The sequence below is a fragment of the Salinicola sp. MH3R3-1 genome (assembly GCF_001937155.1).
In the GTDB taxonomy this organism is placed as follows: domain Bacteria; phylum Pseudomonadota; class Gammaproteobacteria; order Pseudomonadales; family Halomonadaceae; genus Salinicola; species Salinicola halophyticus.
In genome coordinates this window covers 122,183-146,427 of the sequence record NZ_MSDP01000004.1, presented here as the reverse complement: position 1 = coordinate 146,427, position 24,245 = coordinate 122,183, and the positions used below count along the sequence as shown (strand labels likewise).

The 24,245-nt window shown below is 63.5% G+C and carries 26 protein-coding genes; 14 read left to right on the top strand and 12 right to left on the bottom strand.

What is annotated here, in order from left to right; translation table 11 throughout:
* Window positions 1-73 precede the first annotated feature (73 nt).
* The 8 genes from rseP to rpsB form a co-directional block, all read right to left on the bottom strand.
* On the bottom strand, window positions 74-1,429 hold the full coding sequence (rseP, locus tag BTW08_RS03265) for a sigma E protease regulator RseP (RefSeq protein ID WP_075561085.1): 1,356 nt from the start codon (window positions 1,427-1,429) through the stop codon (window positions 74-76).
* 14 nt (window positions 1,430-1,443) lie between these two features.
* Window positions 1,444-2,643, bottom strand: a complete 1,200-nt coding sequence (gene ispC, locus BTW08_RS03260; RefSeq protein ID WP_075561084.1) for a 1-deoxy-D-xylulose-5-phosphate reductoisomerase — start codon at window positions 2,641-2,643, stop codon at window positions 1,444-1,446.
* 7 nt (window positions 2,644-2,650) lie between these two features.
* Window positions 2,651-3,451: a phosphatidate cytidylyltransferase gene (locus BTW08_RS03255; RefSeq protein WP_075561083.1), complete on the bottom strand. Its 801-nt coding sequence runs from the start codon at window positions 3,449-3,451 to the stop codon at window positions 2,651-2,653.
* Complete coding sequence (gene uppS, locus BTW08_RS03250; RefSeq protein WP_075561082.1) at window positions 3,444-4,205, bottom strand: polyprenyl diphosphate synthase; 762 nt, start codon at window positions 4,203-4,205, stop codon at window positions 3,444-3,446. Before uppS ends, BTW08_RS03255 begins: the two co-directional genes overlap by 8 nt.
* Window positions 4,206-4,264: 59 nt before the next feature.
* The gene (frr, locus tag BTW08_RS03245; protein WP_075561081.1) at window positions 4,265-4,822 is read right to left on the bottom strand and encodes a ribosome recycling factor; all 558 of its coding nucleotides are present in this window, start codon (window positions 4,820-4,822) and stop codon (window positions 4,265-4,267) included.
* Window positions 4,823-4,832: 10 nt separating this feature from the next.
* Window positions 4,833-5,606 carry a UMP kinase gene (pyrH, locus tag BTW08_RS03240; protein ID WP_075561080.1) on the bottom strand — a complete coding sequence of 258 codons (774 nt, stop codon included), beginning with the start codon at window positions 5,604-5,606 and terminating at the stop codon, window positions 4,833-4,835.
* A gap of 187 nt (window positions 5,607-5,793) precedes the next feature.
* Window positions 5,794-6,663, bottom strand: coding sequence for a translation elongation factor Ts (gene tsf / locus BTW08_RS03235; protein ID WP_075561079.1), 870 nt, complete (start codon window positions 6,661-6,663; stop codon window positions 5,794-5,796).
* A gap of 184 nt (window positions 6,664-6,847) precedes the next feature.
* A complete protein-coding gene (rpsB, locus tag BTW08_RS03230; RefSeq protein WP_075561078.1) occupies window positions 6,848-7,597 on the bottom strand; it encodes a 30S ribosomal protein S2 in 750 nt (249 codons plus the stop codon).
* A 379-nt stretch (window positions 7,598-7,976) separates the two neighbouring features.
* Between rpsB and map the strand changes: the two genes are divergently transcribed.
* The 7 genes from map (at window position 7,977) to BTW08_RS03195 (ending at window position 15,762) form a co-directional block, all read left to right on the top strand.
* Window positions 7,977-8,768 carry a type I methionyl aminopeptidase gene (map, locus tag BTW08_RS03225; protein ID WP_075561077.1) on the top strand — a complete coding sequence of 264 codons (792 nt, stop codon included), beginning with the start codon at window positions 7,977-7,979 and terminating at the stop codon, window positions 8,766-8,768.
* A gap of 55 nt (window positions 8,769-8,823) precedes the next feature.
* Entirely contained in the window at window positions 8,824-11,499 is a 2,676-nt protein-coding gene (locus tag BTW08_RS03220; protein WP_075561076.1) for a [protein-PII] uridylyltransferase, read from the top strand.
* A 177-nt stretch (window positions 11,500-11,676) separates the two neighbouring features.
* Window positions 11,677-12,054: an ArsC family reductase gene (locus BTW08_RS03215; RefSeq protein ID WP_075561075.1), complete on the top strand. Its 378-nt coding sequence runs from the start codon at window positions 11,677-11,679 to the stop codon at window positions 12,052-12,054.
* 86 nt (window positions 12,055-12,140) lie between these two features.
* Window positions 12,141-13,166: a 2,3,4,5-tetrahydropyridine-2,6-dicarboxylate N-succinyltransferase gene (gene dapD / locus BTW08_RS03210; protein ID WP_075561074.1), complete on the top strand. Its 1,026-nt coding sequence runs from the start codon at window positions 12,141-12,143 to the stop codon at window positions 13,164-13,166.
* A gap of 35 nt (window positions 13,167-13,201) precedes the next feature.
* A complete protein-coding gene (dapE, locus tag BTW08_RS03205; protein ID WP_075561073.1) occupies window positions 13,202-14,374 on the top strand; it encodes a succinyl-diaminopimelate desuccinylase in 1,173 nt (390 codons plus the stop codon).
* A 7-nt stretch (window positions 14,375-14,381) separates the two neighbouring features.
* On the top strand, window positions 14,382-14,774 hold the full coding sequence (locus BTW08_RS03200) for a hypothetical protein (protein WP_075561072.1): 393 nt from the start codon (window positions 14,382-14,384) through the stop codon (window positions 14,772-14,774).
* A gap of 49 nt (window positions 14,775-14,823) precedes the next feature.
* Window positions 14,824-15,762, top strand: coding sequence for a cation diffusion facilitator family transporter (locus tag BTW08_RS03195; protein ID WP_075561071.1), 939 nt, complete (start codon window positions 14,824-14,826; stop codon window positions 15,760-15,762).
* 81 nt (window positions 15,763-15,843) lie between these two features.
* Here BTW08_RS03195 and BTW08_RS03190 read toward each other — a convergent pair whose 3' ends face one another.
* Window positions 15,844-16,650 carry a DUF3750 domain-containing protein gene (locus tag BTW08_RS03190; RefSeq protein WP_075561070.1) on the bottom strand — a complete coding sequence of 269 codons (807 nt, stop codon included), beginning with the start codon at window positions 16,648-16,650 and terminating at the stop codon, window positions 15,844-15,846.
* 107 nt (window positions 16,651-16,757) lie between these two features.
* Between BTW08_RS03190 and BTW08_RS03185 the strand changes: the two genes are divergently transcribed.
* Window positions 16,758-17,693: a tetratricopeptide repeat protein gene (locus tag BTW08_RS03185; RefSeq protein ID WP_075561069.1), complete on the top strand. Its 936-nt coding sequence runs from the start codon at window positions 16,758-16,760 to the stop codon at window positions 17,691-17,693.
* 73 nt (window positions 17,694-17,766) lie between these two features.
* Here BTW08_RS03185 and BTW08_RS03180 read toward each other — a convergent pair whose 3' ends face one another.
* Window positions 17,767-18,918, bottom strand: a complete 1,152-nt coding sequence (locus tag BTW08_RS03180; RefSeq protein WP_075561068.1) for a PatB family C-S lyase — start codon at window positions 18,916-18,918, stop codon at window positions 17,767-17,769.
* Between the two features lie 35 nt (window positions 18,919-18,953).
* Here BTW08_RS03180 and BTW08_RS03175 point away from each other — a divergent pair, with 35 nt between their 5' ends.
* From BTW08_RS03175 to BTW08_RS03150, 6 genes are all read left to right on the top strand, one after another.
* On the top strand, window positions 18,954-19,409 hold the full coding sequence (locus BTW08_RS03175; RefSeq protein WP_075561067.1) for a hypothetical protein: 456 nt from the start codon (window positions 18,954-18,956) through the stop codon (window positions 19,407-19,409).
* Between the two features lie 283 nt (window positions 19,410-19,692).
* Window positions 19,693-20,166 carry a Cys-tRNA(Pro) deacylase gene (ybaK, locus tag BTW08_RS03170; RefSeq protein WP_075561066.1) on the top strand — a complete coding sequence of 158 codons (474 nt, stop codon included), beginning with the start codon at window positions 19,693-19,695 and terminating at the stop codon, window positions 20,164-20,166.
* Between the two features lie 7 nt (window positions 20,167-20,173).
* Window positions 20,174-20,467, top strand: coding sequence for a hypothetical protein (locus BTW08_RS03165; protein ID WP_075561065.1), 294 nt, complete (start codon window positions 20,174-20,176; stop codon window positions 20,465-20,467).
* 96 nt (window positions 20,468-20,563) lie between these two features.
* The gene (locus BTW08_RS03160; RefSeq protein WP_075561064.1) at window positions 20,564-21,085 is read left to right on the top strand and encodes a DUF501 domain-containing protein; all 522 of its coding nucleotides are present in this window, start codon (window positions 20,564-20,566) and stop codon (window positions 21,083-21,085) included.
* Between the two features lie 43 nt (window positions 21,086-21,128).
* Window positions 21,129-21,689: a TIGR00730 family Rossman fold protein gene (locus BTW08_RS03155; protein WP_075561063.1), complete on the top strand. Its 561-nt coding sequence runs from the start codon at window positions 21,129-21,131 to the stop codon at window positions 21,687-21,689.
* Between the two features lie 180 nt (window positions 21,690-21,869).
* Window positions 21,870-22,841, top strand: a complete 972-nt coding sequence (locus tag BTW08_RS03150) for an NAD(P)H-quinone oxidoreductase (RefSeq protein WP_075561062.1) — start codon at window positions 21,870-21,872, stop codon at window positions 22,839-22,841.
* A 137-nt stretch (window positions 22,842-22,978) separates the two neighbouring features.
* Here BTW08_RS03150 and BTW08_RS03145 read toward each other — a convergent pair whose 3' ends face one another.
* Both BTW08_RS03145 and BTW08_RS03140 read right to left on the bottom strand, forming a co-directional pair.
* Window positions 22,979-23,470 carry a hypothetical protein gene (locus BTW08_RS03145; protein ID WP_246837629.1) on the bottom strand — a complete coding sequence of 164 codons (492 nt, stop codon included), beginning with the start codon at window positions 23,468-23,470 and terminating at the stop codon, window positions 22,979-22,981.
* Window positions 23,471-23,609: 139 nt separating this feature from the next.
* Window positions 23,610-24,125 carry a tetratricopeptide repeat protein gene (locus tag BTW08_RS03140; RefSeq protein WP_075561061.1) on the bottom strand — a complete coding sequence of 172 codons (516 nt, stop codon included), beginning with the start codon at window positions 24,123-24,125 and terminating at the stop codon, window positions 23,610-23,612.
* Window positions 24,126-24,245: the final 120 nt, after the last annotated feature.

The window sequence follows — 24,245 nt, the reverse complement described above, 5'->3', positions numbered from 1 at the left end:
TGCGGCGGCGACCGCTGACGAACCGCTGCGCCAACGTCGCATTACACTGCTGTCACTCACGTCATCCCAATAACTACAGCCGCATCAAATCAAAGTAGAGCGCCATCACCATAAGACACCCCACCAAGGCGACCCCGACGCGCAGCCCCATGGCTTGCGCCGTTTCCGACACCGGCTTACCCCGAATCAGCTCGATCAGATAATAGACCAGGTGGCCACCGTCGAGCACCGGGATCGGCAGCAGGTTGAGCACGCCGAGACTGATCGACAGATAGGCTAGAAATCCGACGAAGGTCTCGACCCCGCTACGCGCCGAGTCACCGGCAATGCGAGCGATAGTGATCGGCCCCGACAGATTCGAGGGCGATATCCAGCCAACGATCATCTTGCGAATCGAGTCGGCGGTCAGCCAGGTCATTTCACCGGTCTTGCTCAGCGCCTGACCGATCGCCGCGACCGGTCCGTAGCGGATCTCGCGGCGATAGGACTCCGGCCATTCGACCGTCTGCGACGCTGCGCCGACGTAGCCGATGCTCTCGCCGTCTTCGGCCTTCCTCGATTCCGGCGTGAGCGACACGCTGCGAGCCGCACCGTCCCGCTCGACCGACAGTGAGAGATCGGCACCGGGATGGCTGCGCACGACATCGACGAAGGCGACCCAGTCGCCGACCGGCTTGCCGTCGACGCTGACGATCCTGTCTCCCGCCTGCAGCCCGGCACGGCTCGCCGGGCCATCCTCGAGCACTTGGCCCAGTATCGCCGGCACCTCGGGGCGCCATGGCGTGATACCCAGCGAGGACATCGGCTGCGGCGGATCCTGGCGCACCAGCCACTGGTGCACCGGTACGTCGTGTGTCCGGGTCGCGCCGCCCGAAGGGTCTCGCGTGGTGAATTGCAGCTCGCCATCGGCACCGATCTTCGAGATCAGCTGCAGATTGACCTCGTTCCACGACGGCGTCTCGCGGCCGTCGATGCTGACGATCTCCTGGCCACTGCGCAAACCGCCCTGCGCCGCGAGCGAGTCCGTCGCCACGTCACCGATGACCGGTGCCACCGTGGTCGAGCCGTAAACGAACAGCGCCCAGTAGGCGACCAGCGCCAGCAGCAGATTGGCGATGGGCCCGGCCGCCACGATCGCGATCCGGGCCCAGACGCTCTTGCGATTGAACGCGCGATCCAGCTCCTGCGGCGCGACCGGCCCTTCCCGCTCGTCGAGCATCTTGACGTAGCCGCCGAGGGGAATCGCGGCGATGGCATACTCCGTACCCTGGCGATCGAATCGCGACCACAGCGGTTTGCCGAACCCGACCGAGAACCGCAGCACCTTGACGCCACAGCGCCGCGCCACCCAGAAGTGCCCGAACTCATGAAACGTGATCAGCAGGCCGAGTACGACAATGACCGCCAGTACGTTCTGGATCGCATCCATCACGCCTGCCCCCTCTAGAAAGACCGTTGATGCAACAGGCGCTCGGCCAGTTGTCGCGCCCGAGCATCCTCGCACAATACCACGTCGAGCGAATCCGCCGCGCGCACCTCGGTCGCCGCCAGCGTGGCGTCCACCAGCCGGGCGATATCGAGGAAAGAGAGCTTCTCGTCGAGAAACGCCTGTACCGCGATCTCGTTTGCCGCATTGAGCGTCGCCGGCGCAGTGCCGCCCGCCTGCATGGCTTCACGGGCGAGCCGCAGGCACGGGAACCGTGATTCGTCCGGCGCTTCGAAATCGAGCCGCGAGATCGCGAATAGATCGAGCGGCTCGACGCCAGCTTCGATCCTCGACGGCCAGGACAGCCCGTAGGCGATCGGCGTGCGCATGTCGGGATTGCCCATCTGCGCCAGCACCGAACCATCGGCATAGCCGACCATCGAGTGGACGATGCTCTGCGGATGCACCACCACCTCGATCTGTGCAGGCGTCGCATCGAACAGCCAGCACGCCTCGATCAGCTCGAGGCCCTTGTTCATCATCGTGGCGCTGTCGACCGAAATCTTGCGGCCCATCGACCAGTTGGGATGCGCACATGCCTGATCCGGCGTGACGGCTTCGAGCTCCGCCAACGGCCATTTCCAGAACGGCCCGCCCGACGCGGTCAGCAGCAGCCTCGACACCCCATGTCGCGACAGCCCGCCGCGATGCTGCATAGGAAGACACTGGTAGATGGCATTATGTTCCGAATCGATGGGCAAAAGTGTCGCGCCATGGCGGGTCACGGCGTCCATGAACAGCCCGCCGGACATCACCAGCGCCTCTTTGTTGGCCAGCAGCACGCGCTTGCCCGACTCCACTGCCGCCAGCGTCGGCAGCAGCCCTGCCGCGCCGATGATCGCCGCCATCACGGTGTCGACCTCGGCGGCGCGCGAGACCTCCAGTAGCCCCGCCTCGCCATGACTGACGTCGATATCGCCTCGCCCGCCCTCGCGCAACTGCATTCGAAGCCACTCGGCATCGGACTCGGTGCCGATCACCGCCCGGGTCGGTGCAAAGCGCAGGCAGATATCGAGCAGCGCCTCGCGCGAGCGATGGGCCGTGACCGCATAAAGCTCATAGGCGTTGGGTTGCTGCGCGATCACGTCCAGGGTGCTGCGACCGATGGAACCGGTCGCCCCCAGCAGGGTGACCTTGCGGGTAGAAGATGAAGGCATCGGTGCGCTATCCCAGCCAGGGGCGAATCAGAGCGAAGAGCGGAACGGCAGCGGTCAGGCTATCGATACGATCGAGAATGCCGCCGTGCCCCGGCAGCAGCTGACTGGAGTCTTTCAGGCCGCGAAAGCGCTTGAGCATGCTTTCGAGCAAATCGCCGATGACGGAGACGAAAGCCACCACCAGCGCAACGACCAGCAGCGCCAGCGTCTGATGAAGATCGAGCGAAAGCCACAGCGCATAAAGGAAAACCAGGACGGCAACCGCGACCCAGCCGCCGTAGACTCCTTCCCAGGACTTGCCGGGGCTGACGTGCGGCGCCAGCTTGCGACGCCCGAAGCGGCGCCCGGAAAAGTACGCGCCGATGTCGGCGACCCAGACCAGCAGCAGCACGAACAGCAACCACTCGCTGCCGTCCTGGCGCAACTGGTAGAGCCCTACCCAGCAAGGAACCAGCACCCAGCCACCCATGGCGAGACGACGCCACGGCGGCTGCCACTGATCGCTCGCCTGGGGATAACGCGAGACCCACCAGGCGTTGGCCAGCCAGCCGGCAGCGGCAATCCAGAGTGGCCACTGCGCCGATACCCAGTCCGCCCACCAGGCCATCAGCAGTACCAGCCCCAGCACCACGGTATAGATCAGCCGAGGCTTGAGGTCGTCGAAACCAGCCAGCCGAGCCCACTCCCAGGCACCGAGCAGCAGCACCAATGCCGTAAATGCGGCGAAGCTGCCGCCCGAGAGCCCGAACAGGCCGGCCAGAGCCAGCGGCGCCAAAACCAGCGCCGTGAGGATGCGCTGTCTAAGCACCTTGAACCTCGGCTTGCTGTTGGCTCATGCCGAATCGGCGCTGACGTTGCTGATAGGTCTCCAGCGCCGCGTCGAACCTCGATCCATCGAAGTCGGGCCACAGCTCAGGGGCAAAGACGAGCTCCGCGTAGGCCAACTGCCATAACAGGAAATTTGAAATTCGTTGTTCCCCACTGGTACGAATGCAGAGGTCGATCGGCGGTTCCTGGCTCAGACATATCTCCCGATCCAGCGCCGCCTCGTCGATCGCTTCGGCACTCATCGTGCCATCGGCGACCTTGCGCGCCAGGCGCTGGGCTGCAGAGGCGATATCCCAGCGACCGCCGTAGTTGGCGGCCACCACGAGGTGCATCCCGAAATTGTCGCGCGTCAGCGCTTCGGCACGCTCCATATGCTTTCGCAAGGATGACGAGAAGCGCTGACGATCGCCGATGATGGTGAGTCGAATGCCGTTTTCGTGGAGCTTCCTGACCTCACGCTTGAGCACCAGCATGAAAAGCTCCATCAGCGCACTGACCTCGGCCGACGGTCGGCGCCAGTTTTCGCTGGAAAAGGCGAATAGCGTAAGGGTCTCGATACGCCGCTCCGCCGCGCGCCGGATGACCGCGCGCAGCGATTCCACACCAGCACGATGCCCCTGTGCGCTGGAGAGACCCCGAGCGCGCGCCCAGCGGTTATTGCCGTCCATGATGATCGCCACGTGACGTGGAATCGACGGCAGCGCCTGAGCGTCACGCGACTGCATGTCTGTCATGATAGCTCGCAAGACAGGTGGTTGGTGGCGCCCGCGGACGAACCGGGGCGCCCCGACCCTTATACCTGCATCAGGTCGTGTTCCTTGGTTTCCAGAAGGCGATCGATTTCGCTGACGTGCTTGTCGGTCAACTTCTGGATCTCCTCTTCGCCGTGACGCTGATCGTCCTCGGTGATCTCTTTATCCTTGAGCAGCGTCTTGAGATCGCCATTGGCGTCACGCCGAACGTTGCGGATCGCCACCCGCGCATTCTCGGCCTCGCCACGCGCCTGCTTGATATAGTGGCGGCGAGTCTCCTCGGTCAGCGGCGGCATCGGCACGCGAATCACGGTGCCGGCGGTGGCCGGGTTCAACCCCAGATCCGCCGTCATGATCGCTTTCTCGACCTTCTGAACCATCGAACGCTCCCAAGGCGTCACCGCCAGAGTACGGGCGTCTTCGATGATGATGTTGGCGACCTGGTTGATCGGCATGTGACTGCCGTAGTACTCCACCATGACCGCGTCGAGGATGCTCGGATGTGCTCGCCCCGTGCGGATCTTGTGGAAATTGCTCTGGAGCGCTTCCAGACTCTTCTGCATCCGCGCGCCAGCGTCTTTCTTGATATCGTCGATCATGTCCTAAACCTCAATCAATCAGCGTGCCTTCTCGCCCACCGACCACCAGATTCAACAGGGCGCCAGGTTTGGTCATGTCGAAGACACGAACCGGCATGTCATGGTCACGCACCAGACAGATGGCGGTCAAATCCATCACTCCCAGCTTCTGGTCCAGTACGTCATCGTAGCTGAGCTGCTCATATTTGACGGCATCCGGATGCTTGACCGGATCCTTGTCGTAGACACCGTCGACCTTGGTGGCCTTGACCACCACGTTGGCATCGATCTCGATACCGCGCAGGCAAGCCGCCGAGTCGGTGGTGAAAAACGGATTACCCGTACCCGCCGAAAAGATGACCACGTCCCCGGACGTCAGATAGCGAATCGCGGAACGGCGGTCATAATGCTCGACGACACCACTCATGGGAATCGCCGACATCACCCGCGAGCGGATGTTGGAGCGCTCGAGAGCGTCACGCATCGCCAGCGCGTTCATCACCGTGGCCAACATGCCCATATGATCGCCGGTGACCCGATCCATGCCCGCCGCGTGCAGTGCAGCGCCGCGGAACAGATTGCCACCACCGACCACGATACCGACCTGGACACCGATACCCACCAGCTGCCCGATTTCCAGTGCCATGCGATCGAGCACCTTGGGATCGATACCGAACTCCTGCTCGCCGGTCAGCGCCTCGCCCGACAGCTTCAGCAATATGCGCTTGTACTTGGATTTATCACCGCGCTCGGATTTATCGCCACGCTCACTGGGCTTGGCGGTTCGGTCGATGACGTCGGTCATGTCTCTCTCTCCTGGAGATAGCGAGTCGGTTCGGCAATCGGCTAGATGGCTTCTCATCTACCGGATACGCAATGGCGTGCGCTTTCGCGCACGCCATGGGATGGAGCCGAGGCCAGGGGATGATACCTGACGCCCCCGCTCCGGGCACTGCTTGAAACTTGGCCCTGCAAGACGCAGCCTGTCGGACTTAGCTGCGGCGAGCCTGTTCCCTCACTTCCTTGGCGAAGTCGACTTCTTCCTTCTCGATACCTTCACCAACTTCGAAGCGTGTGAAACCGACCACTTCACCGCCCGCCGTCTTGGCATACTCGGCGACGGTCTGGTTCGGATCCTTGACGAACGGCTGCTCGGTCAGACTGTTTTCCGCCAGGTATTTCTTGAGACGGCCCTGGACCATCTTCTCAGCGATCTGCTCTGGCTTGCCCGCCATGTCCGGCTGGGCCAGGATGATCGCCTTTTCGCTGTCGAGCTGTGACTGCGGCATATCGTCTGGACGCGCGACGACCGGGTTGATCGCGGCCACGTGCATGGAGATGTCCTTGGCCACTTCCGCGTTGCCGCCCGTGAGCACGGTCAGAACGCCGATACGATCACCATGGACGTAGGCACCGACGACACCGCCTTCCGGCGCATCGACGACAACCGCACGACGAACGGAGATGTTTTCGCCGATCTTCTGCACCAGCTGGTTGCGAGCGTCTTCCAGCTCACCATCCATGATCGCGGCAATGTCTTCGGACTTGGTCTCGAAAACCTTGGCCAGCACTTTGTTGGCAAAGCCACGGAAGTTGTCGTCGCGGGACACGAAGTCAGTTTCCGAGTTGACTTCCAGCATCGCGGCGTAGCTGCCGTCTTCGGCAACCTGGGTCAGGATCGCGCCTTCGGCGGCTATACGGCCTGCCTTCTTGGCGGCCTTCAGGCCGGAGTTCTTGCGCAGATCTTCGATCGCACGCTCGATGTCGCCATCGGCTTCGGTCAGTGCTTTCTTGCACTCCATCATGCCGAGACCGGTACGCTCGCGCAGTTCCTTGACTAGAGAAGCGCTGATAGCTGCCATGTTCTACCCCTGAGAATCGCGGTTTCATCTAGCGACGGCGCTAGCTGTGCGTCGTCGCGGGTGTAAAAAGGGGGCTCTTGGGCCCCCTTTTAGTCTGCGCTGTTGATCTGGCCGGTATCAGCCAGACGATTGCCACCCTTGGATGGCACGCCCAGCGCAGACTCGACGCCGTTTTCCAACTCGTTTACTGGGCGGCGTCGCTGGTTTCGCTGGTCTCGTCAGTCTCGCTCACCTCGACGAATTCGTCGGGGTTGCCTTCCTTCGCCTTGCCGCAGGCATCGGCGATGGCCTGAACGTAGATCTGGATGGCGCGAATGGAGTCATCGTTACCCGGAATGACGTAATCGACGCCATCCGGGTTGGAGTTGGTATCGACGACACCGATAACCGGGATGCCCAGCTTGTTGGCTTCGTTGATCGCGATGCGCTCATGGTCGACGTCGATCACGAACAGCGCGTCCGGAAGGCCGCCCATGTCCTTGATACCGCCGATGGAACGCTCGAGCTTGTCCTGCTCGCGGGTCGCCATCAGAACTTCTTTCTTGGTCAGCTTCTCGAACGTGCCATCTTCGCGCATGCTTTCGAGTTCGCGCAGACGCTTGATCGACTGACGAATGGTCTTGAAGTTGGTCAACATGCCGCCCAACCAGCGATGGTTGACGAACGGCTGACCCACACGATTGGCTTCCTGCTTGATGATCTTGCTGGCGGAACGCTTGGTGCCGACGAACAGGATCTTGTTGCTGGAAGACGCCATCTTCTCGACGACACTGGTTGCTTCCAGCAGAGCCGGCAGCGTGTGCTCGAGGTTGATGATGTGGATCTTGTTACGTGCGCCGAAGATGTACTGACCCATCTTCGGGTTCCAGTAACGGGTCTGGTGACCGAAGTGTGCGCCTGCCTTGAGCAGGTCACGCATATTGACTTGTGCCATGATGACTCCTGAAGAATCGGGTTAGGCTTCCACACACCCCATGGATCCGACCGCTTGGCTAGGCCAACGCGGCACCCGGGACCATGTGCCGGTGCGTGTGTGTTTTTTATGACGCAGCACTCACTCGAATGCCGTCGTCGCTACTCGCTCGTGCCGATGGAATGCTGTCGCAGGCCATCCTGACCGTCTCGTCTCGAGGACTGACAGACAGGCAGTCTTCGGGACTGATAGACGGGCAATTGCAGTCAAGCGCGCGGATTTATACCATAGAACGCACGCAAGATGAAGCCGACAGACGTCTTAACCCCGGCATCCCGGGGGACGTCCACCCTGTTTCGCGACTCTTCATCTTCCCCATCGCCCCCCATTGCGAGAACGCATGAACATTCCACGCAAGACGCCTGAAGAGATCGAAAAGATGCGCGAAGCCGGCCGTCAGGCCGCCGCGGTACTGGAAATGATCACGCCCCACGTGCGCGTCGGCGTTTCCACCGAAGAACTGGACAGACTCTGCGACGACTTCATCGTTCAGGAGCTCGGCTCGGTCTCCGCCTGCCTCGATTACCACGGCTTTCCGAAGTCGATCTGCACCTCGATCAATCACGTCGTCTGTCACGGTATCCCCGATGCCGACAAGAAGCTCAAGAACGGCGACATCATGAATATCGACATCACCGTGAAGACGCCGGACGGCTACCACGGCGACAGCAGCATGATGTTCGTGATCGGCGATACCATCCAGGGCGAGCGCCTTTGCCGTGTCACTCGGGAGAGCCTGTATAAAGGTATCGCCGAGGTTCGCCCGGGGGTCAAGCTGTCGACCATCGCCCGAGTCATCCAGGATCATGCCGAGAAAGCCGGCTATTCCGTGGTCCGGGACTTCTGCGGCCATGGTATCGGCGCCGGATTCCACGAAGAACCCCAGGTGCTGCACTACGACGGTTACGCCGAAGAGGCCGATGCCGAACTCGCCGAGGGCATGTGCCTGACCATCGAGCCGATGCTCAACGCCGGCGGCTATCGCACCAAGGTGTTGAAGGATGGCTGGACCGCGGTCACCAAGGACAAGAGCCTGTCGGCTCAGTGGGAACACACCCTGCTGGTGACCGCGTCCGGGGTGGAAGTCCTGACCGCCCGCTCCGATGAAGACTTCAGCTTTCTGAAGGCTTGATCGCCCCGCCACCGCTTCGTCCCGCTACCGTTTCACCCTGGGAGACGCCCGCCGCATGCTGCTGCATCACTACCGCTTTCATCCGGACACGACCCTTTTCGATGCAGCGGCCTTTCGCGAGGCGCTGGCGCTGGAACGGCACCCGATCCCGCTGTTCAAGCAGGCACTGCAGACGATCCGCGATCGCCTGGATGAACGCTTCCGCAACGGCGCCGATGTGCGCGACCTGGTCTACGGCCGCGCCTGGTGCCTGGACCGGCTGCTGCAGGTCGCCTGGGAGCGTTTCGACTGGCCGGATGCCAACGTCGCCCTGCTCGCGGTGGGCGGTTACGGCCGCGGCGAGCTCCATCCCCACTCCGACATTGACCTGCTGTTGCTGCTGAGACACGACGATGACACGCCCTACCGCGAATCGCTGGCCGGCTTCATCACCTTCCTGTGGGATATCGGTCTCGAGGTCGGACAGAGCGTGCGCTCGCTCGCCGACTGCGAACGCGAGGCCCGCGGCGACATCACCATCATCACCAATCTATTGGAAACCCGGACCCTGGCGGGACCGGAAAGCCTGCGCGAAGCCATGAGAGCACGCCTGTCGACCCAGCAGATGTGGTCGTCGGCAGCGTTTTTCGAGGGCAAATGGCAGGAGCAGATCACTCGTCACTACAAGCACAACAATTCCGAGTATCACCTGGAGCCCAATCTCAAGAGCGCGCCGGGAGGACTTCGCGACATTCAGATGATCGGCTGGGTCGCCAAGCGCCACTTCGGGCCGCTGCGCTACGAGGATGTCGTCGCCCAGGGCTTCATGAACGATGCCGAACTCAGAATTCTGAGCCAGGGTCAGGCCTTTCTATGGCAGGTTCGCTACGGCCTGCACATGATCGCCGGCCGTGCCGAAGATCGACTGCTGTTCGATCATCAGCGCTCTCTGGCCAAGCTGTTCGGCTATGTCGACACGCCGCAGCGACTGGCCGTCGAGCAGTTCATGAAAGCCTACTACCGGCACGTCACCGCCCTGGCCGGCCTCAACGACATGCTGCTGCAGCATTTCGACGAAGTGATTCTCCACGCTGGCGAATCACTGGCGATCAAGCCGATCAACGCTCGCTTCGAAATTCGAGGCGGCTACATCCAGCATCGCCACCCCAACGTCTTCGTGCATCGGCCCGACGCGCTGCTCGAGCTGTTCCTGTTGATGGCCCAGCATCCGGAGATCGAGGGCGTGCGCGCCGACACCATTCGCCAGATCCGCGATCACCGCCATCTGATCGACGATACATTCCGCGACGACCTGCGCCACCAGAGCCTGTTCATGGAACTGCTGCGCAGCGGCGGCGACGTGCCGACCCAGCTCACGCGCATGAACCGCTACGGGGTGCTGGGCAAGTACCTCCCGGAGTTCGGCGAGGCGATCGGGTTGATGCAGCACGACCTGTTCCACATCTACACCGTCGATGCGCACACCCTGCGCCTGCTCAGCTTCTTGCAACGGTTTCGCGAGGAGCGCGACACCGACGAATACACCGTTGCCATCGATGTCATTCAAAAGCTGCCGAAGCTCGAGCTGCTGTGGATCGCCGGGCTCTATCACGATATCGGCAAGGGCCGCGGCGGCGACCACTCGGAGCTCGGCGCGGTCGATGCCGCCGAGTTCTGCCGCCGTCATGCGCTGTCGAACTGGGACACCCGGCTGGTCGCCTGGCTGGTCGAACATCACCTGCTGATGTCGAAGACGGCCCAGAAGCGGGACATTTCCGACCCGGACGTGATTCATGGCTTCGCTCGCACCGTGCGCGACGAAACTCATCTCGACTACCTCTACGTACTCACCGTCGCCGACATCAGCGCCACCAATCCGACGCTCTGGAACGGCTGGCGCGCGTCGCTGATGCGCCAGCTCTACACCGAGACTCGCCGCGTGCTGCGCCGCGGCCTCGATAACACCGTCGATCGCCAGGGCTGGGTCAGCGAAACCCGCCAGGAAGCACTGGGGCTGCTGCGGGCAGTCGGCGCCGACGTGGCACGCGTCACCCGGCTGTGGCAAACCTTCGGCGAAGACTACTTCCTGCAGTACACCTCCAGCGAAGTCGCCTGGCAGACCCAGGGCATCCTCGCCCATCACGACGATCATCTGCCGTTGATCCTGGTCAGCGCCCCCAGCGAGGACATGACCGAAGGCGGCACCAAACTCTTCATCCATACCCGCTCGGCGGACGACCTGTTTGCCGCCACCGCTGCCGCCATCGAGCAGCTGGGCCTGTCGATCCACGATGCCCGCATCGCCACCTCCAGCGACGACTGGACGCTCAACACCTTCATCCTGCTGGATGACGACGACGACGCCATCCGCGATCCCGCGCGCCTGGAAACGATTCGTCGCCATCTGGTGGAAGAGCTGGACGATCCCGATGACTATCCACAGATCGTCAGCCGCCACACCCCGCGCCAGCTGAAGCATTTTCGGGTCCCGGTCGAAGTCATCATCGAGCAGGACCCGGCCAACGCCCGCACCTCGCTGGAGCTGATCGCGCCCGACCGCCCCGGCTTGCTGGCCCGCGTCGGTCGCATCTTCATGGAGCAGGACATCGCCCTGTCGACGGCGAAGATCGCCACCCTCGGTGAGCGAGTCGAAGACGTCTTCTTCATCACCGACAAGCGCGGGCAACCGCTGACCGACCCGGAAGCCCAGGCGCGTCTGCGGGCGCGCCTGTACGAGGTGCTCGACGTGTAGCACGCCGCCGCGGCAGCGAAGCCGTCTGTTCGCCGCCATGGGCGGCCACTGTTCTTGGCAGCGTTTCTTCGGGCGTCTGCCGTCATATCAAACGTCGTTTCTGACGATTTTTTGAGCTCCCGTCCGCGGGCGCCTATAATCGGCCGCTTTCTGAGAAGCGCACAACGGGCTCGTGACATGACCATCACCGTTTACGGCATCAAGACCTGCGATACCTGCCGCAAGGCCCGGCGCCAACTCGATGCGATGGACGTGGCGTATCGATTTCACGATCTGCGCGAGGATGGCCTCGATCCACGGCAACTGGATGCCTTCCTCGCCGGCGCCGACTGGCAGACGCTGCTCAATACTCGCAGCACCACCTGGCGCCAGCTCGACCCCGCGGACAAGCAGCCACTCGACGCCGAGCGGGCCCGTGAGCTGATGCTCGCCAACCCGACCCTGATCAAGCGCCCGATCCTGCAACGAACGGACCGGCAGCATACCGAGAGCGGCAGCGAAGACACCTTGATCGTCGGATTCGACGCCGACCGCTACGCCGCGCTGGTCTCTTGAGCATGCTGGTCTCTTGAGAGAGACCCGAGCGATGCCGCCCGCACTGACGATCTCGACGACTTTTCGACCATCATGAGGAACCTGCGATGCTGAGCTTCGCGCTAGGAATCGGCACCCAGAACAGCCAGGGCGACTGGCTCGAAATCTACTATCCGGCACCGCTGCACCAGCCCGACGACAACCTCGTAACGGCCGCACGCCAGGCGCTGGGCGCCGACGAAGCCGCCGACGTCGTCAGCTTTCTGCCGGAACACACCGCCAAGCTCGCGACGGCGTTGCGCGACGCCGGTGACGACGATCAGGCCGACATCGCCGAGGCCTTTGCCGACGCGCAGCGCCCGCTGGTTGCGGTCTTTCTGGATGAGGATCGCGCGCCGACCAGCGTGCCGGAGGTCTATCTCAAGCTGCATCTGCTCTCTCATCGACTGGTCAAGCCCCATGGCGTCAAGCTCGACGGCATGTTCGGTCTGCTCAAGAACATCGCCTGGACCAACGAAGGCGCCATCGATGTCGAAGAGCTGCCGGCACGTCGTCTCAAGGCCCGTCTCGCCGGACGTCCGCTCTCCGTGGACTGTGTCGACAAGTTCCCCAAGATGACCGACTACGTCGTGCCCAAAGGGATCCGCATCGGCGATACCGCCCGCGTGCGTCTCGGCGCGCACCTGGGCGAAGGCACCACGGTCATGCATGAGGGTTTCTGCAACTTCAACGCCGGCACCGAAGGCCCGGGCATGGTCGAAGGCCGTATCTCCGCTGGCGTGTTCGTCGGCAAGGGCTCGGATCTGGGCGCCGGCTGCTCGACGATGGGAACGCTCTCGGGCGGCGGCAACGTGGTGATCAAGATCGGCGAAAACTGCCTGATTGGCGCCAACGCCGGCCTCGGCATCCCGCTGGGCGACCGCTGCACCGTCGAAGCCGGGCTGTACGTCACGGCCGGCGCCAAGGTCACCGTGCTCGACGATCGGGGCGAGGCGGTCCAAACGGTCGCTGCCCGGGAACTCGCGGGCCAGGACGATCTGCTGTTCATGCGACACTCGGTGACCGGTCGCCTGGAGTGCCGCACCAACAAGAGTGCAGTCGCCCTCAACGAATCCCTTCACGCTCACAATTGATCCGGCCCTGCCGGTCGGCCGCCCTGGAGAAAGGCATGTCTCAAGCGTCACGGACGATAGCGTCACCGTCTACCGCCCGCTCGGCCACGCTGGCGCTGGCGCTCGAACTGCTCGAGCGACCGTCGGTGACCCCGGACGATCACGGCTGCCAGGCACTGATGATCGAACGCCTGGAGCACATCGGCTTTCAGATCGAGCGGATGACGATCGGCGGCATCGAAAACTTCTGGGCGACACGCGGCCAGCACGGCCCGCTGCTGGCCTTCGCCGGCCATACCGACGTGGTGCCCAGCGGCCCGGAGCGCGAATGGGATCATCCGCCGTTCGAGCCGGTCATCGATGACGCCGGCTTTCTCTGCGGTCGCGGCGCCGCCGACATGAAAGGCAGCCTGGCGGCCATGGTGACGGCAGCCGAGCGCTTCGTTGCCGCCCATCCCGATCATCACGGCCGGATCGCCTTCCTGATCACGGCCGACGAGGAAGGGCCTGCAATCCACGGTACCCGCGCGGTCGTCGAGCGTCTGCGCGAGCGCCACGAGCCGCTGGACTACTGCATCGTCGGCGAGCCTTCCTCGACCCGACAGCTCGGCGACGTGATCAAGAACGGCCGCCGCGGATCGCTGGGCGGCGTGCTGCGCGTGCGCGGTATTCAGGGCCACGTCGCCTACCCGCATCTGGCGCGCAATCCGATTCACCAGGCGCTGCCGGTGCTGTCCGAGCTGGTCAACGAACCGTGGGATGCCGGCAACGACTTCTTCCCGGCGACCAGCTTCCAGATTTCCAACCTCTACGCGGGGACCGGCGCCACCAATGTCGTCCCCGGCGAACTGGAAGTGACGTTCAACTTCCGCTACTCAAGCGAAGTCACCCAGGATCAGCTGCGCGAGCGGGTCGAGCAAAAGCTCGCCGCGCACGGGCTCGACTACCAGCTCGACTGGACGCTCAACGGCGAGCCTTTCCTGACCGCGGCGGGCGAGCTGCTCGAGGCCGCGCAGGAAGCCTGCGAGACGATCACCGGGCACCGCCCGGCGCTCTCGACTTCCGGCGGCACCTCCGACGGTCGCTTCATTGCTACACTGGGCACACAGGTGATCGAGTTGGGTCCCGTCAATGCCACTATCCACCAGGTCAACGAACGCATCCGTGCCGACGACCTCGATACCCTGAGCCGCATCTACGAAGCCACACTCGAGCGGCTATTTGCCTGAGGAACCCATGGAGCGTTTTCCTGATATCGAAATCTACCTGGCGGTCGCCGATATCGACGCCATCACCCGGTGGCTGCGCGAGGCACTCGGCGATGGCGAGATGACCCTCGACCGCGCCGGCAAGGGAATCTGGCGCGGCAGGGCAGCGGGCGCCGAACGCGCCATCGGCGTCATGCTCGTCGAGCGTGCGGCAGACCGCTATGCCAGCCTGTGGTTCGATTGCGATGCCACGCCGTGGCCGCGAGATACCGACTGCGCCCGCGACGCCGCGCGTGAATTGGGCTGCGAGGCACGCTGTTCTCTCGGCGGCTGGCAACCCGGTGACGACCCCGACCGCTTCTGGCAGGTACTGCCGGACGGTCGTGAAAACACCATCGACTGGCCGGATTCGGGTCGCTGATCACAGCGTACCCACCGAACTGCAAACCATCTGACAGGGAGTCAATGACATGGCGGAATCCAAACCAGTCATCTACGCCGCCATGGGCGGCAACTTGCTCATCGCCATCAGCAAGTTCGTCGCAGCCACCATCACCGGCAGCTCGGCCATGCTTTCCGAAGGCATCCACTCGGTGGTAGACACCGGCAATCAGGTTTTGCTGCTGTTCGGGATGAAACGGGCCAAACAGCCACCCAGCCCGCAATTTCCCTTCGGTCATGGCAAGGAAGTCTATTTCTGGAGCTTCGTGGTCGCCCTGCTGATCTTTGCGGTCGGCTCCGGCGTCTCACTCTACGAGGGGGTGATGCATATTCTCCACCCCGAGCCGATCGAGTCGCCGCTGGTCAACTATATCGTGCTCGGCCTGGGCATTCTGTTCGAGGGCGCCTCCTGGGCCTTCGCACTCAATGAATTCCGCAAGACCAAGGGCAAATGGAGCTACGTAGAGGCCGTGCACCGGGGCAAGGATCCCTCGATGTTCGTGGTCATCTTCGAGGACTCCGCCGCCCTGCTCGGCCTGCTGGTGGCACTGGCAGGCGTGGCGTTGTCCCAGTGGACGGGCATTCTGCTGTTCGACGGTATCGCCTCGGTGATCATCGGCCTGATCCTCGGCGGTACTGCAATCTGGCTGGCGATGGAGACCAAAGGCCTGCTAATCGGCGAGAGTGCCAATCCGCACGTCGTCGAGAGCATTCGCCAGCTTGCCGCCGAAGCCGACGGTGTCGAAGGCGTCAATGAGGTGCTGACCATGCACATGGGTCCGAACTTCATCCTGGTCAATCTCAGCGTGCGTTTCGCCCGCGGCACGCCCGCCGAGCGGATCGAAAGCACCATTGCCAAGCTGGATAGCGAGATCAAGCAAAAAAACGAGAGCGTCAAGCGAGTCTTCGTCGAGGCCGAAGCCCGTGCCGGGGTCGACGAGATTCCTCAGGCCGCCGCGACCGAATGACCCGGCGACCACGAGCGGCATGACGCGACGAGCAAGAGATGGTTAGCAAAAGAGGGCGAGCCGGAACGCGGAGACATGGCGCTACGGCATCTCCTGCTCGACTTCGCGCTCTCCGGCACTGCCGGTGGGCTGCGCCATGCCGACGCGGCCGATACCGGGCAGCTTGAGCGCCGGCGACTGCCAGTCGACGCCGACCGTCAGCCCCAGCAGGTCCAGCTCGAAGCCCTCGTCCCAGGCCAGCATGACGCCGAACAGACCGCCCAGCGATAGCTGGTAGCCGGTGTCGGTGGGCGTTCGCGCCACGAGCTGTCCGGGGAGATAATCCTTGCCGATCGCGTTGGGCGGAAAGTCCACCGACAGTTCGGGCACCTGCCGCACTACCCAGGCGATGAAAGTGTTGCTGTTGGGTCCGGGCCAGATCCGGTATCGATCAGAATCAGGATAGTCGGGCACCACACGCTCGATCCCGTCGATCGCCCGCGCCGCCTGGTCTCCTCGGATATCCGCCAGCAGCGTCGGTGGATTGCCGTACCATTGGCGATCCGGCTGCGCATAGCCCGTTTCCACCGTGGGCCGACGCCAGCTCAGTACCTGATAGACGCGATAGCGGCTGGCACCCTCGGCCTTGGTCGCGATCCAGGTATGCACGCCGAATGCGCCGCGCCACTCGAAGGTGCGCGCCGCATAGACCTGAACGACTGCCTCGCGAGCCTCTCCCGGATCCGGCGCCAATCCACTCGAAGAACGATCGGCGCCCTGCCAGTCGGCATGCATCGGCACCTGCTGGGAAGCCAGCATGTAGCCAGGTCCCAACAGCAGCACGACGATGAAGAGCAAGAGCGCCAGCACGAAGACCAGCGTGCGCTTGAGTAGGCGAGATAAATCCATCGAGATAGCGGATTCCAAAGGGTGAGTCGAACGTCGGGGGTTGAATCGGCGACTCATGACCCACATAACACTCATCAATCTCGAATCGAACATCAAGGGTTTTTCACATGGCTATCGTCGATCCACGTACCGGACAGCCGCTGACCGGCCCCGAAGAAAGCCGTCAGAATGGCGCCGGCAACACCGTTGCCGCGGAAGACGTCATCGTCGACGTCACGCTGGAAAACTTTCAGCAGGTCGTGCTCGATGGTTCGATGCAACATCCGGTGCTGCTGCAGAGCTGGGCCAATTCGAGCGAGTCGTGCCAGACGCTGAAACCGGTGCTGGAGAAACTCGCCAAAGAGTATGCCGGGGCCTTCGTGCTGGCGCGCCTCGATACCGAGGCCTTTCCCCAGATCGCCTCGCAGTTGGGCGTACGCTCGGTGCCGGACGTCAAATTGATTTCCCAGGGCCAGCTCTACGACCAGTTCCAGGGCGCGCTGCCCGAGAAGCAGATACGTGAATGGCTGGGCAAGTATCTCGAGGCGCCGGCCGAAGCGTCGCAGAGCCCTGAAGAGATGGCCGAAGCGGCACTGGCCTCTGGCGACACCGACACCGCCGAGGCGATCTATCAGGAACTGATCCAGCAGTATCCGGAACATTACGATTACCAGATCGATCTCGCCGGCGTAAGAGTGGCCGCCGGCCGGACCGACGAGGCCAAGCAGATTCTCGATAATCTGCCGCCGGAACACCGCGATGCGGCGAAGGCGCGCGGCGTGCGAGCGCGTATCGAATTCGGCGAGGAAGCCTTGAGTCAGGCCGAGATCGATGCGCTGGGTGAACGCGACGACAGCGAAGCCCAGTATCAGCGTGCCATGCGCCAGATCGCCGACGGCCAGTACGAGACCGGACTCGAGGCGCTGCTGACGGTGATGAAACGCGACCGCGCCTATGGCGAAGACGCCGCCCGCAAGACATTGCTACGCGTTTTCGACGCCTTGGGTGCCGAGCATCCGCTGACGGTCACCTACCGCCGCCGACTGTTCGCCATGCTTTACTGAACATGCTCGATTACTGAACACGCCCGACGATAGCCGGCGCCCAACGTTCTCGGCGCCGGCTATCTTCTTGGTCTCAATCGGAAAGCAGACGATCCAGCCGTAGCAGTGCTTCCTCCAGCCAGCTCCGCGGCATACCGAAGTTGAGCCTGACGAATCCGGGCCAGCCAAAATCGGCACCGTCGGAGAGCGCTACCCGTGCTTCCTCGAGCAGGTGCTGCTGCGGCGAATCGGCCAACGCGCTGTGACGAAAATCCAGCCATGCCAGATAGGTCGCCTCCGGTGTCGACATCGTGACGCCCGGCCAGCGCGAAACATGCGCTTCCACCATGGCCAGGTTGTCTCGCAGCTCGCCCAGCAACGCCTGACGCCACGCTTCGCAGTCGGTATAGGCCGCCAGCGATGCGCTCAAGCCGAGCACGTTGACGCCGGGCATGAGGCCGGCAGCCGCGATCTGGAACCGCCGCCGCAGGTCATCGTCGGCAATGATTGCACAGGCGGCCGACAGCCCGGCAATATTGAACGTCTTGGACGGTGCCCATAGCGTGATCAGCCGATCCGCCAGCTCGGGGCACAGCTGGCCCAGCGGACGGTGCGGCTGCGAAGGATCGAGAATCAGATCGCAGTGCAGCTCGTCGGAAACGACGATCAGATCGTGACGCACCGCCAGTCTAGCGAGCCCCTGGAGCTCATCGGCACTCCACACGCGCCCGGTAGGGTTATGCGGATGGCACCATAGCAACACGCGAGTATTGGGCTGGATCGCCGCCTCCAGCGCCTCGAGATCGAGCCGCCAGGGCCCGCCGGCTGTCACGGGTTCGGCCAGTTCGAATGTCTGCGCCTCGCGACCGACATTGTCGGCCACGCTCAGAAACGGCGGATAGATCGGAGTCGCGGTGAGCACGCCCTGGCCCGGCTCGCTGAACGCCATCGCCGCCAGATTGAGCGCCGGAACCACACCGGGCACCCACAGCTGCCACGCGGTGTCGATCGTCCAGTCGTAATGGTGTCGGCTCCAGTCGTTCAGCGCTTGCTTTAAACTTTCCGGCACCCCGCCGTAGCCGAACACGCCGTGCTCGACACGCGACTCGAGCGCGTCGAGCACGGCCGGTGGCGAGCGGAAGTCCATGTCGGCGACCCACAGCGGCAGGACATCTTCATCGTACTGCTGCCACTTCTTGGTAGGGTGCTGGCGGCGATCGATACGCGTGGCAAAATCGAAGTTCACGATAGTGATCTCATCATCGAAATGGATTGACGAACATGTGCGAGCGGCCTGACCTTGCGGACAATGCTTCCCCCCGACCCTTCTACGCTCGGGTGCTGGCCGGCAACTCGAAACTGGTCGGGCACTGGCTCCTGCTGGGACAGGCCGATCCCGACCGTCTGGCCATGATTCTGGCCGATACGGCGCGCATCGCCAAGCTGGGGGAGCCCGAATCGACGCCGGACGGTGCCACGCTGACGCACTGGAGCGGCGACGCTACCCCGCCGCGCTGGGCCGCGAGAACGTCGTTGTTCCTGCTGGTGCAGATGCCGGGAAAGCCCCGCCCCCGGGACGACGACGAGGCCTGTGCCTGGGCCTACTGCTGGTTGCACAATCGCGAATTCGAGGCGTTCGAGACGGCGCGCGATTCACTGCCCGCCCATCTGCGGGAGTGTCTCGCGGCACCGTTGGCCGAAGCATGGCAGGACTATCGCGGCCAGCGCCTGGTGTAGTGACGAGCCCGGGATCCGGACCGACACTAAGCCAATTAATCCTCGGGCCAGGCAATCGTCGGGCCAGCCAATCATCGGGCCGGCCATCGTCGAGCCGGTCATCGAGAGAGCCCGCAACTCGGCATGCGACAGTCACGTCTCGCGTCTTGCATAATGATCGGCCAGGGCACATCGTCCATTCATCGCCATGGCAGCGTCGACGACAAAGGCGTCGCCATCGCGTGATCAGCTTGGCAACATGTCCGGGCTTCCCGCCCGCTGTCGAGGCCCCAGGAGTTGGTTCATGACACCCGCGATACGGCTACTGGAGTCCCACGGCATTGCCCACCAGGTCACCAGCTACGAGCTGGAGAATGACTCGGAATCCTACGGATTGGACGCCGCTCGGGCGCTCGCGCTAACTCCCGCCAGTGTGTTCAAGACGCTGCTCGCTCAGCTCGACGATGGTCGTCTGGTGGTCGCGCTGGTGCCCGTCGATGCCTCGCTGGATCTCAAGGCGCTGGCCAAGGCCGCCGGCACGCGCAAGGCGCGCATGGCCGAGATCGCCACGGCCGAACGCAGCACCGGCTATCTGGTCGGCGGCATCAGCCCGCTGGGCCAGAAGAAGTCGCTGCCGACCTTCATCGATGAGAGCGCCATCAACCTGGAAACGGTCCATGTCAGCGGCGGTCGTCGCGGCCTGGAGCTGTCGCTGGCAACCACCGACCTGATCGCCCTGACCGCAGCTCGTACTGCGGATCTGGCGCGACGAGGATAACCCTCGCATGTCGATCGACTTCGACCTGTGGATCGATCCCGACGATCATGAACGCCATCGTGCGGTCGAGCGTGTGCTGGAGCACTATTTCCTGGAGCGTCTGGCCGACTATCCGCACCTGCGTTTGCCGGGCCCGGATCCCTACGACTATGATGCGCCGTTCAATCGGCTGCATACCGTGCTGGTCGAGCGTGCCCGCGACCATCTGCTGCGCGACTACCTCTATTCGCCCACGCCGATGCAGCTGAGCCAGGCCTTCTACCGCGCCGTGGCTCGCTCCCACAAGATCATACTGGACTGAAATCATGCTGGACCGAGGTCATGCTGGACTAATTCATACTGGCCCAAGCCATAACGGACCTAGCCATACCGGACCTAGCCATACGGGATTCTTCCCATGGTGATTCATCCCGATCAGGCACCGACCGAAGCGCAACTGGCGACGATCGCCGAGCAGCTGGGTCGCCCGCCCCGAGGCCTGGAGGCAGTCGCCGCCACCGATGGCCTCGGCCGCCCGCTGGTGCTGCGAATGGCACCGATCGTCGATGACGCGCCCTTCCCGACCCTTTACTGGCTCTCCTGCGAGCGGCTCAAGGTCGTGCTGTCGCGGCTCGAGGCCAGCGGCGTGATCAAGGAGCTGGAAGCTCGGCTGCAACAGGAGCCCGAATGGCTCGCCAGCTATCACCAGAGCCACGCCGATTATGTCCGCCAGCGCTGGAATTTCATGACCGACGCGCAACGCGAGGCGGTCGAACAGCGCGGTTACTCGCAATTGATGCGTGAACGCGGCGTCGGCGGTATCACCAACTGGGATCAGGTGCGCTGCCTGCATACGCAGTACGCCCATCATCTCTGCGGCGACAACGCCATCGGTCGCTGGCTCGACGCAGAGTACGACGTCGCTGCCAGCATTCCCTGATCGCCACCGTTCCCATCCTCTTTCTTCGTTCAGGAGTGACAGCGTGCAAATCTGTGTTTATCTGGGGTCACGCGAAGGCAACGATCCACGTTTCGCCGAGGCGACGGAAGCTCTGGGCGCGGCGATTGCCAGGCGCGGCTGGGGCCTGGTCTACGGTGGCGCCCGCAACGGTCTGATGGGCAAACTGGCCAACGCCTGTCTCGCCGAGGGCGGTGAAGTGATCGGCGTAATGCCCGAGCATCTGGTGCAGCGCGAAGTCTCGCATCACGGCCTGAGCCGGCTGATCCGGGTCGACAACATGCACGAGCGCAAGGCCGCGATGGCGGCACATGCCGACGCATTCATCGCCCTGCCCGGCGGTATCGGCACGCTCGAAGAGCTGTTCGAGATCTGGACCTGGCGCTATCTGGACCTCCACACCAAACCGCTCGGCGTGCTCAATGTCGCCGAGTTCTACTCGCCGCTGCTGACCTTCCTCGACACCACGGTCGAACACGGCTTCCTCGACGTTTCGACCCGCCGCACGCTGCTGGCCGAGGGCGATATCGAAACCCTGCTGGACCGGCTCGCCGAAAGTGCCAAACTTGACGGTGCCAATGTCTAGTATCGGCGGCGTATCGAAAGGCCACGTTCAAACCGAGCGCCGTTCAAAAGAGACGGTCAGCGAAAGCGACGGTCGCCGAAAGCGTCGATTCTCGGCAGCGCCGGTTCGACAAGCACCGAGCCCGTGACGCGACCGTCACCTCATCGACGCCACCGTATCCATCAAGGAGGAGGATTTCGCATGCAAGCCATTGCCATCGACGACCAGCGGCTGATCTGGCGCGACCACGAGGATCCGGGCCCGCTCGGCGCCAACGACGTGCGCATCGATGTCGCCTGGGCAGGCATCAATCGCGCCGATCTGATGCAGCGCGGCGGCAATTATCCGCCGCCGCCGGGGGAGTCCGAGATTCCCGGACTGGAAGTGAGCGGAACGATTACCGAGACCGGCCGTGACGTCGAACGCTTTCGACACGGCGACCGGGTCTGCGCCCTGCTCGCCGGCGGCGGCTACGCCGAGCAGGTGGTGGTCAACGAAGCGCAGGTACTGCCGATTCCCCAGGAGCTGGGGCTGCGCGAGGCCGCCGCGCTACCCGAAGTCTTCGCGACTGCCTGGCTCAACCTCTACATGGAAGGCGCGGTTCAGACGGGCCAGCGGGTACTGCTGCACGCCGCCGCCAGCGGCGTCGGGACGGCCGCGATTCAGCTCTGCCGCGCGTTCGGCAACCCCTGTTTCGTCACCGCGGGCAGCGCCGACAAGCTGGAAGCCTGCTATCGGCTGGGCGCGGACGCCGGCTGGAATCGCCATGACGGCAGCTTCGTCGACGCGGTGAAGGACTGGGGTGGTGCAGACATGATTCTCGATCCGGTGGGTGGCGACTATATCGCCCAGGATCTGGCGGTTCTGAACGCCGATGGCCGCCTGGTGCTGATCGGCCTGATGGGCGGACTGGAAGCGCAGGTCAATCTGGGCCGGATGTTGATGAAGCGTCAACGGCTGATCGGATCGACCCTGCGCTCTCGTTCGGCGAAGGCCAAAGGCGCGATTCTCGATGCGCTGTACGCGCACGTCTGGCCCCGACTGAGCCGCGGCGAGATCAAACCGTTGATCGCCGGCACCTGGCCGGTGCAGGAAGCGGAAACCGCGATGCAGCACCTGTCGGACAACGCCAATATCGGCAAGATCCTGTTGAGCGTCAGCGGCAAGGGTTGAGTCGTCGCCGCGCCTTCATGAGCCTGGGGCATGAACATGGGGCGACCTGGCGCGCGGCAATCGACGCGGGCCGTTCCGCCCGCCCCGCACGCTGTTCGATGAGTGGCCGTTCGAGGAGGCGCTATTCGAGAAAGGCGCTATTCGAGATTCAGCGTCGCCTTGTAGGTCAGCTGCAGCAGGCGGGCGTCGTCGCCGGCCCGGTGGCGACGGATGCCGTGGGCTTCGATGACCCGCTCCTTGGCCGCGGCCCAGCCTTCGGTCTGCGCTTCGCTCAGCAACCGCCGCAACGCCTCCAGGCGAAATCGCGGCAGCATCCCGGCCTGGTCGAACAGCAGCGACAGCCAGGTATTGTCGTAGCCCCAGCTATCGCTGTAGGCAATGCCGATGGAGGCGAGTTCGTCGTTGAGCCAGCGAGCGACTTCGATCGGCAGGTGGCCTTCACGCATCAGTCGCGATCGGGATATACCATGCAGCAGCTCTGCCTTGGGATCCCAGTGCGTCCACTCTTCGCCGGGTTGAATCAGAAACGCGCAGCGGCTCCCATCGGGCCGGGCCAGGCCGATCTCGATGGGATAACTGCCACGGCCAAAACCGGAAGCTTCGATGTCTAGCAGGGTGGGCAGCAACACGTTGCGGGCTCCCTCTCCATGATGCCGTCTCATCTTGCGACGCCGATGAGGCATCATCATGACAGCGTTGGGGCGTGACTTCATCCCGCCACCGGAGGGTGACGGGATGCAAGCGGAGTGCTCCGACGGTTGCGGGCGGTCAGTGCGTGGCGAGCGCGGCAGGCGTCTCGCCGTTGGGTCCGTCTGCGGCGAGATTGAGCGCCCAGCGTTGCCACTCGTCCGCGCGCGCAGGGTCATGGGGCAAGCCCAGCTCACCGCGGCGATACGCATCGGCCAGCCGCTGCGCCGCCTGGAGATGGCCATTCTCGCCGGACCGCGCATACCATGTCACTGCGTGATGCACGTTGGGCTGATACTGCGAGCAGCCCAGCTCATAGATGCGTCCGGCCTGATACTGAGCGTGACTATCGCCCTGCTGGGCCGCCTGCAGCACATAGCGAGCACCGGTCGACTTGTCCCTCGGCGAGATCCCGCGATGCATCAGGACGCGACCGTAGAGCGAACGCGCCGGTACGTGACCGGCGTCGGCGCAACGCTTGAACCAGCGCAGCATGAAGCGCTGCTTGCCCGGCGAGCCCGTCATCCAGCGCGTATGGCTAAGCTGCGTGGCCAGCTGAAACTCGAAGCGCGTAAAGAAAGAAAACGTCTGTGGCATAACTGACAGTGACCCTGGAGACTGGGATCCGTTAACGGTCCGAACTACCGTGTCGATCTGGACGCCTCTTGTTCTCTATGAGCGCACGCTGCCTGGACAGCGTGCCGCTTCTTACAATCT

Excerpts from the sequence above, each read along its gene's own strand:
- rseP (WP_075561085.1), bottom strand. The coding sequence starts at position 1,429 with ATGGATGCGATCCAGAACGTACTGGCGGTCATTGTCGTACTCGGCCTG.
- ispC (WP_075561084.1), bottom strand. The coding sequence starts at position 2,643 with ATGCCTTCATCTTCTACCCGCAAGGTCACCCTGCTGGGGGCGACCGGT.
- uppS (WP_075561082.1), bottom strand. The coding sequence starts at position 4,205 with ATGACAGACATGCAGTCGCGTGACGCTCAGGCGCTGCCGTCGATTCCA.
- frr (WP_075561081.1), bottom strand. The coding sequence starts at position 4,822 with ATGATCGACGATATCAAGAAAGACGCTGGCGCGCGGATGCAGAAGAGT.
- pyrH (WP_075561080.1), bottom strand. The coding sequence starts at position 5,606 with ATGACCGACGTCATCGACCGAACCGCCAAGCCCAGTGAGCGTGGCGAT.
- tsf (WP_075561079.1), bottom strand. The coding sequence starts at position 6,663 with ATGGCAGCTATCAGCGCTTCTCTAGTCAAGGAACTGCGCGAGCGTACC.
- rpsB (WP_075561078.1), bottom strand. The coding sequence starts at position 7,597 with ATGGCACAAGTCAATATGCGTGACCTGCTCAAGGCAGGCGCACACTTC.
- map (WP_075561077.1), top strand. The coding sequence starts at position 7,977 with ATGAACATTCCACGCAAGACGCCTGAAGAGATCGAAAAGATGCGCGAA.
- BTW08_RS03220 (WP_075561076.1), top strand. The coding sequence starts at position 8,824 with ATGCTGCTGCATCACTACCGCTTTCATCCGGACACGACCCTTTTCGAT.
- BTW08_RS03215 (WP_075561075.1), top strand. The coding sequence starts at position 11,677 with ATGACCATCACCGTTTACGGCATCAAGACCTGCGATACCTGCCGCAAG.
- dapD (WP_075561074.1), top strand. The coding sequence starts at position 12,141 with ATGCTGAGCTTCGCGCTAGGAATCGGCACCCAGAACAGCCAGGGCGAC.
- dapE (WP_075561073.1), top strand. The coding sequence starts at position 13,202 with ATGTCTCAAGCGTCACGGACGATAGCGTCACCGTCTACCGCCCGCTCG.
- BTW08_RS03200 (WP_075561072.1), top strand. The coding sequence starts at position 14,382 with ATGGAGCGTTTTCCTGATATCGAAATCTACCTGGCGGTCGCCGATATC.
- BTW08_RS03195 (WP_075561071.1), top strand. The coding sequence starts at position 14,824 with ATGGCGGAATCCAAACCAGTCATCTACGCCGCCATGGGCGGCAACTTG.
- BTW08_RS03190 (WP_075561070.1), bottom strand. The coding sequence starts at position 16,650 with ATGGATTTATCTCGCCTACTCAAGCGCACGCTGGTCTTCGTGCTGGCG.
- BTW08_RS03185 (WP_075561069.1), top strand. The coding sequence starts at position 16,758 with ATGGCTATCGTCGATCCACGTACCGGACAGCCGCTGACCGGCCCCGAA.
- BTW08_RS03175 (WP_075561067.1), top strand. The coding sequence starts at position 18,954 with ATGTGCGAGCGGCCTGACCTTGCGGACAATGCTTCCCCCCGACCCTTC.
- ybaK (WP_075561066.1), top strand. The coding sequence starts at position 19,693 with ATGACACCCGCGATACGGCTACTGGAGTCCCACGGCATTGCCCACCAG.
- BTW08_RS03165 (WP_075561065.1), top strand. The coding sequence starts at position 20,174 with ATGTCGATCGACTTCGACCTGTGGATCGATCCCGACGATCATGAACGC.
- BTW08_RS03160 (WP_075561064.1), top strand. The coding sequence starts at position 20,564 with ATGGTGATTCATCCCGATCAGGCACCGACCGAAGCGCAACTGGCGACG.
- BTW08_RS03150 (WP_075561062.1), top strand. The coding sequence starts at position 21,870 with ATGCAAGCCATTGCCATCGACGACCAGCGGCTGATCTGGCGCGACCAC.
- BTW08_RS03140 (WP_075561061.1), bottom strand. The coding sequence starts at position 24,125 with ATGCCACAGACGTTTTCTTTCTTTACGCGCTTCGAGTTTCAGCTGGCC.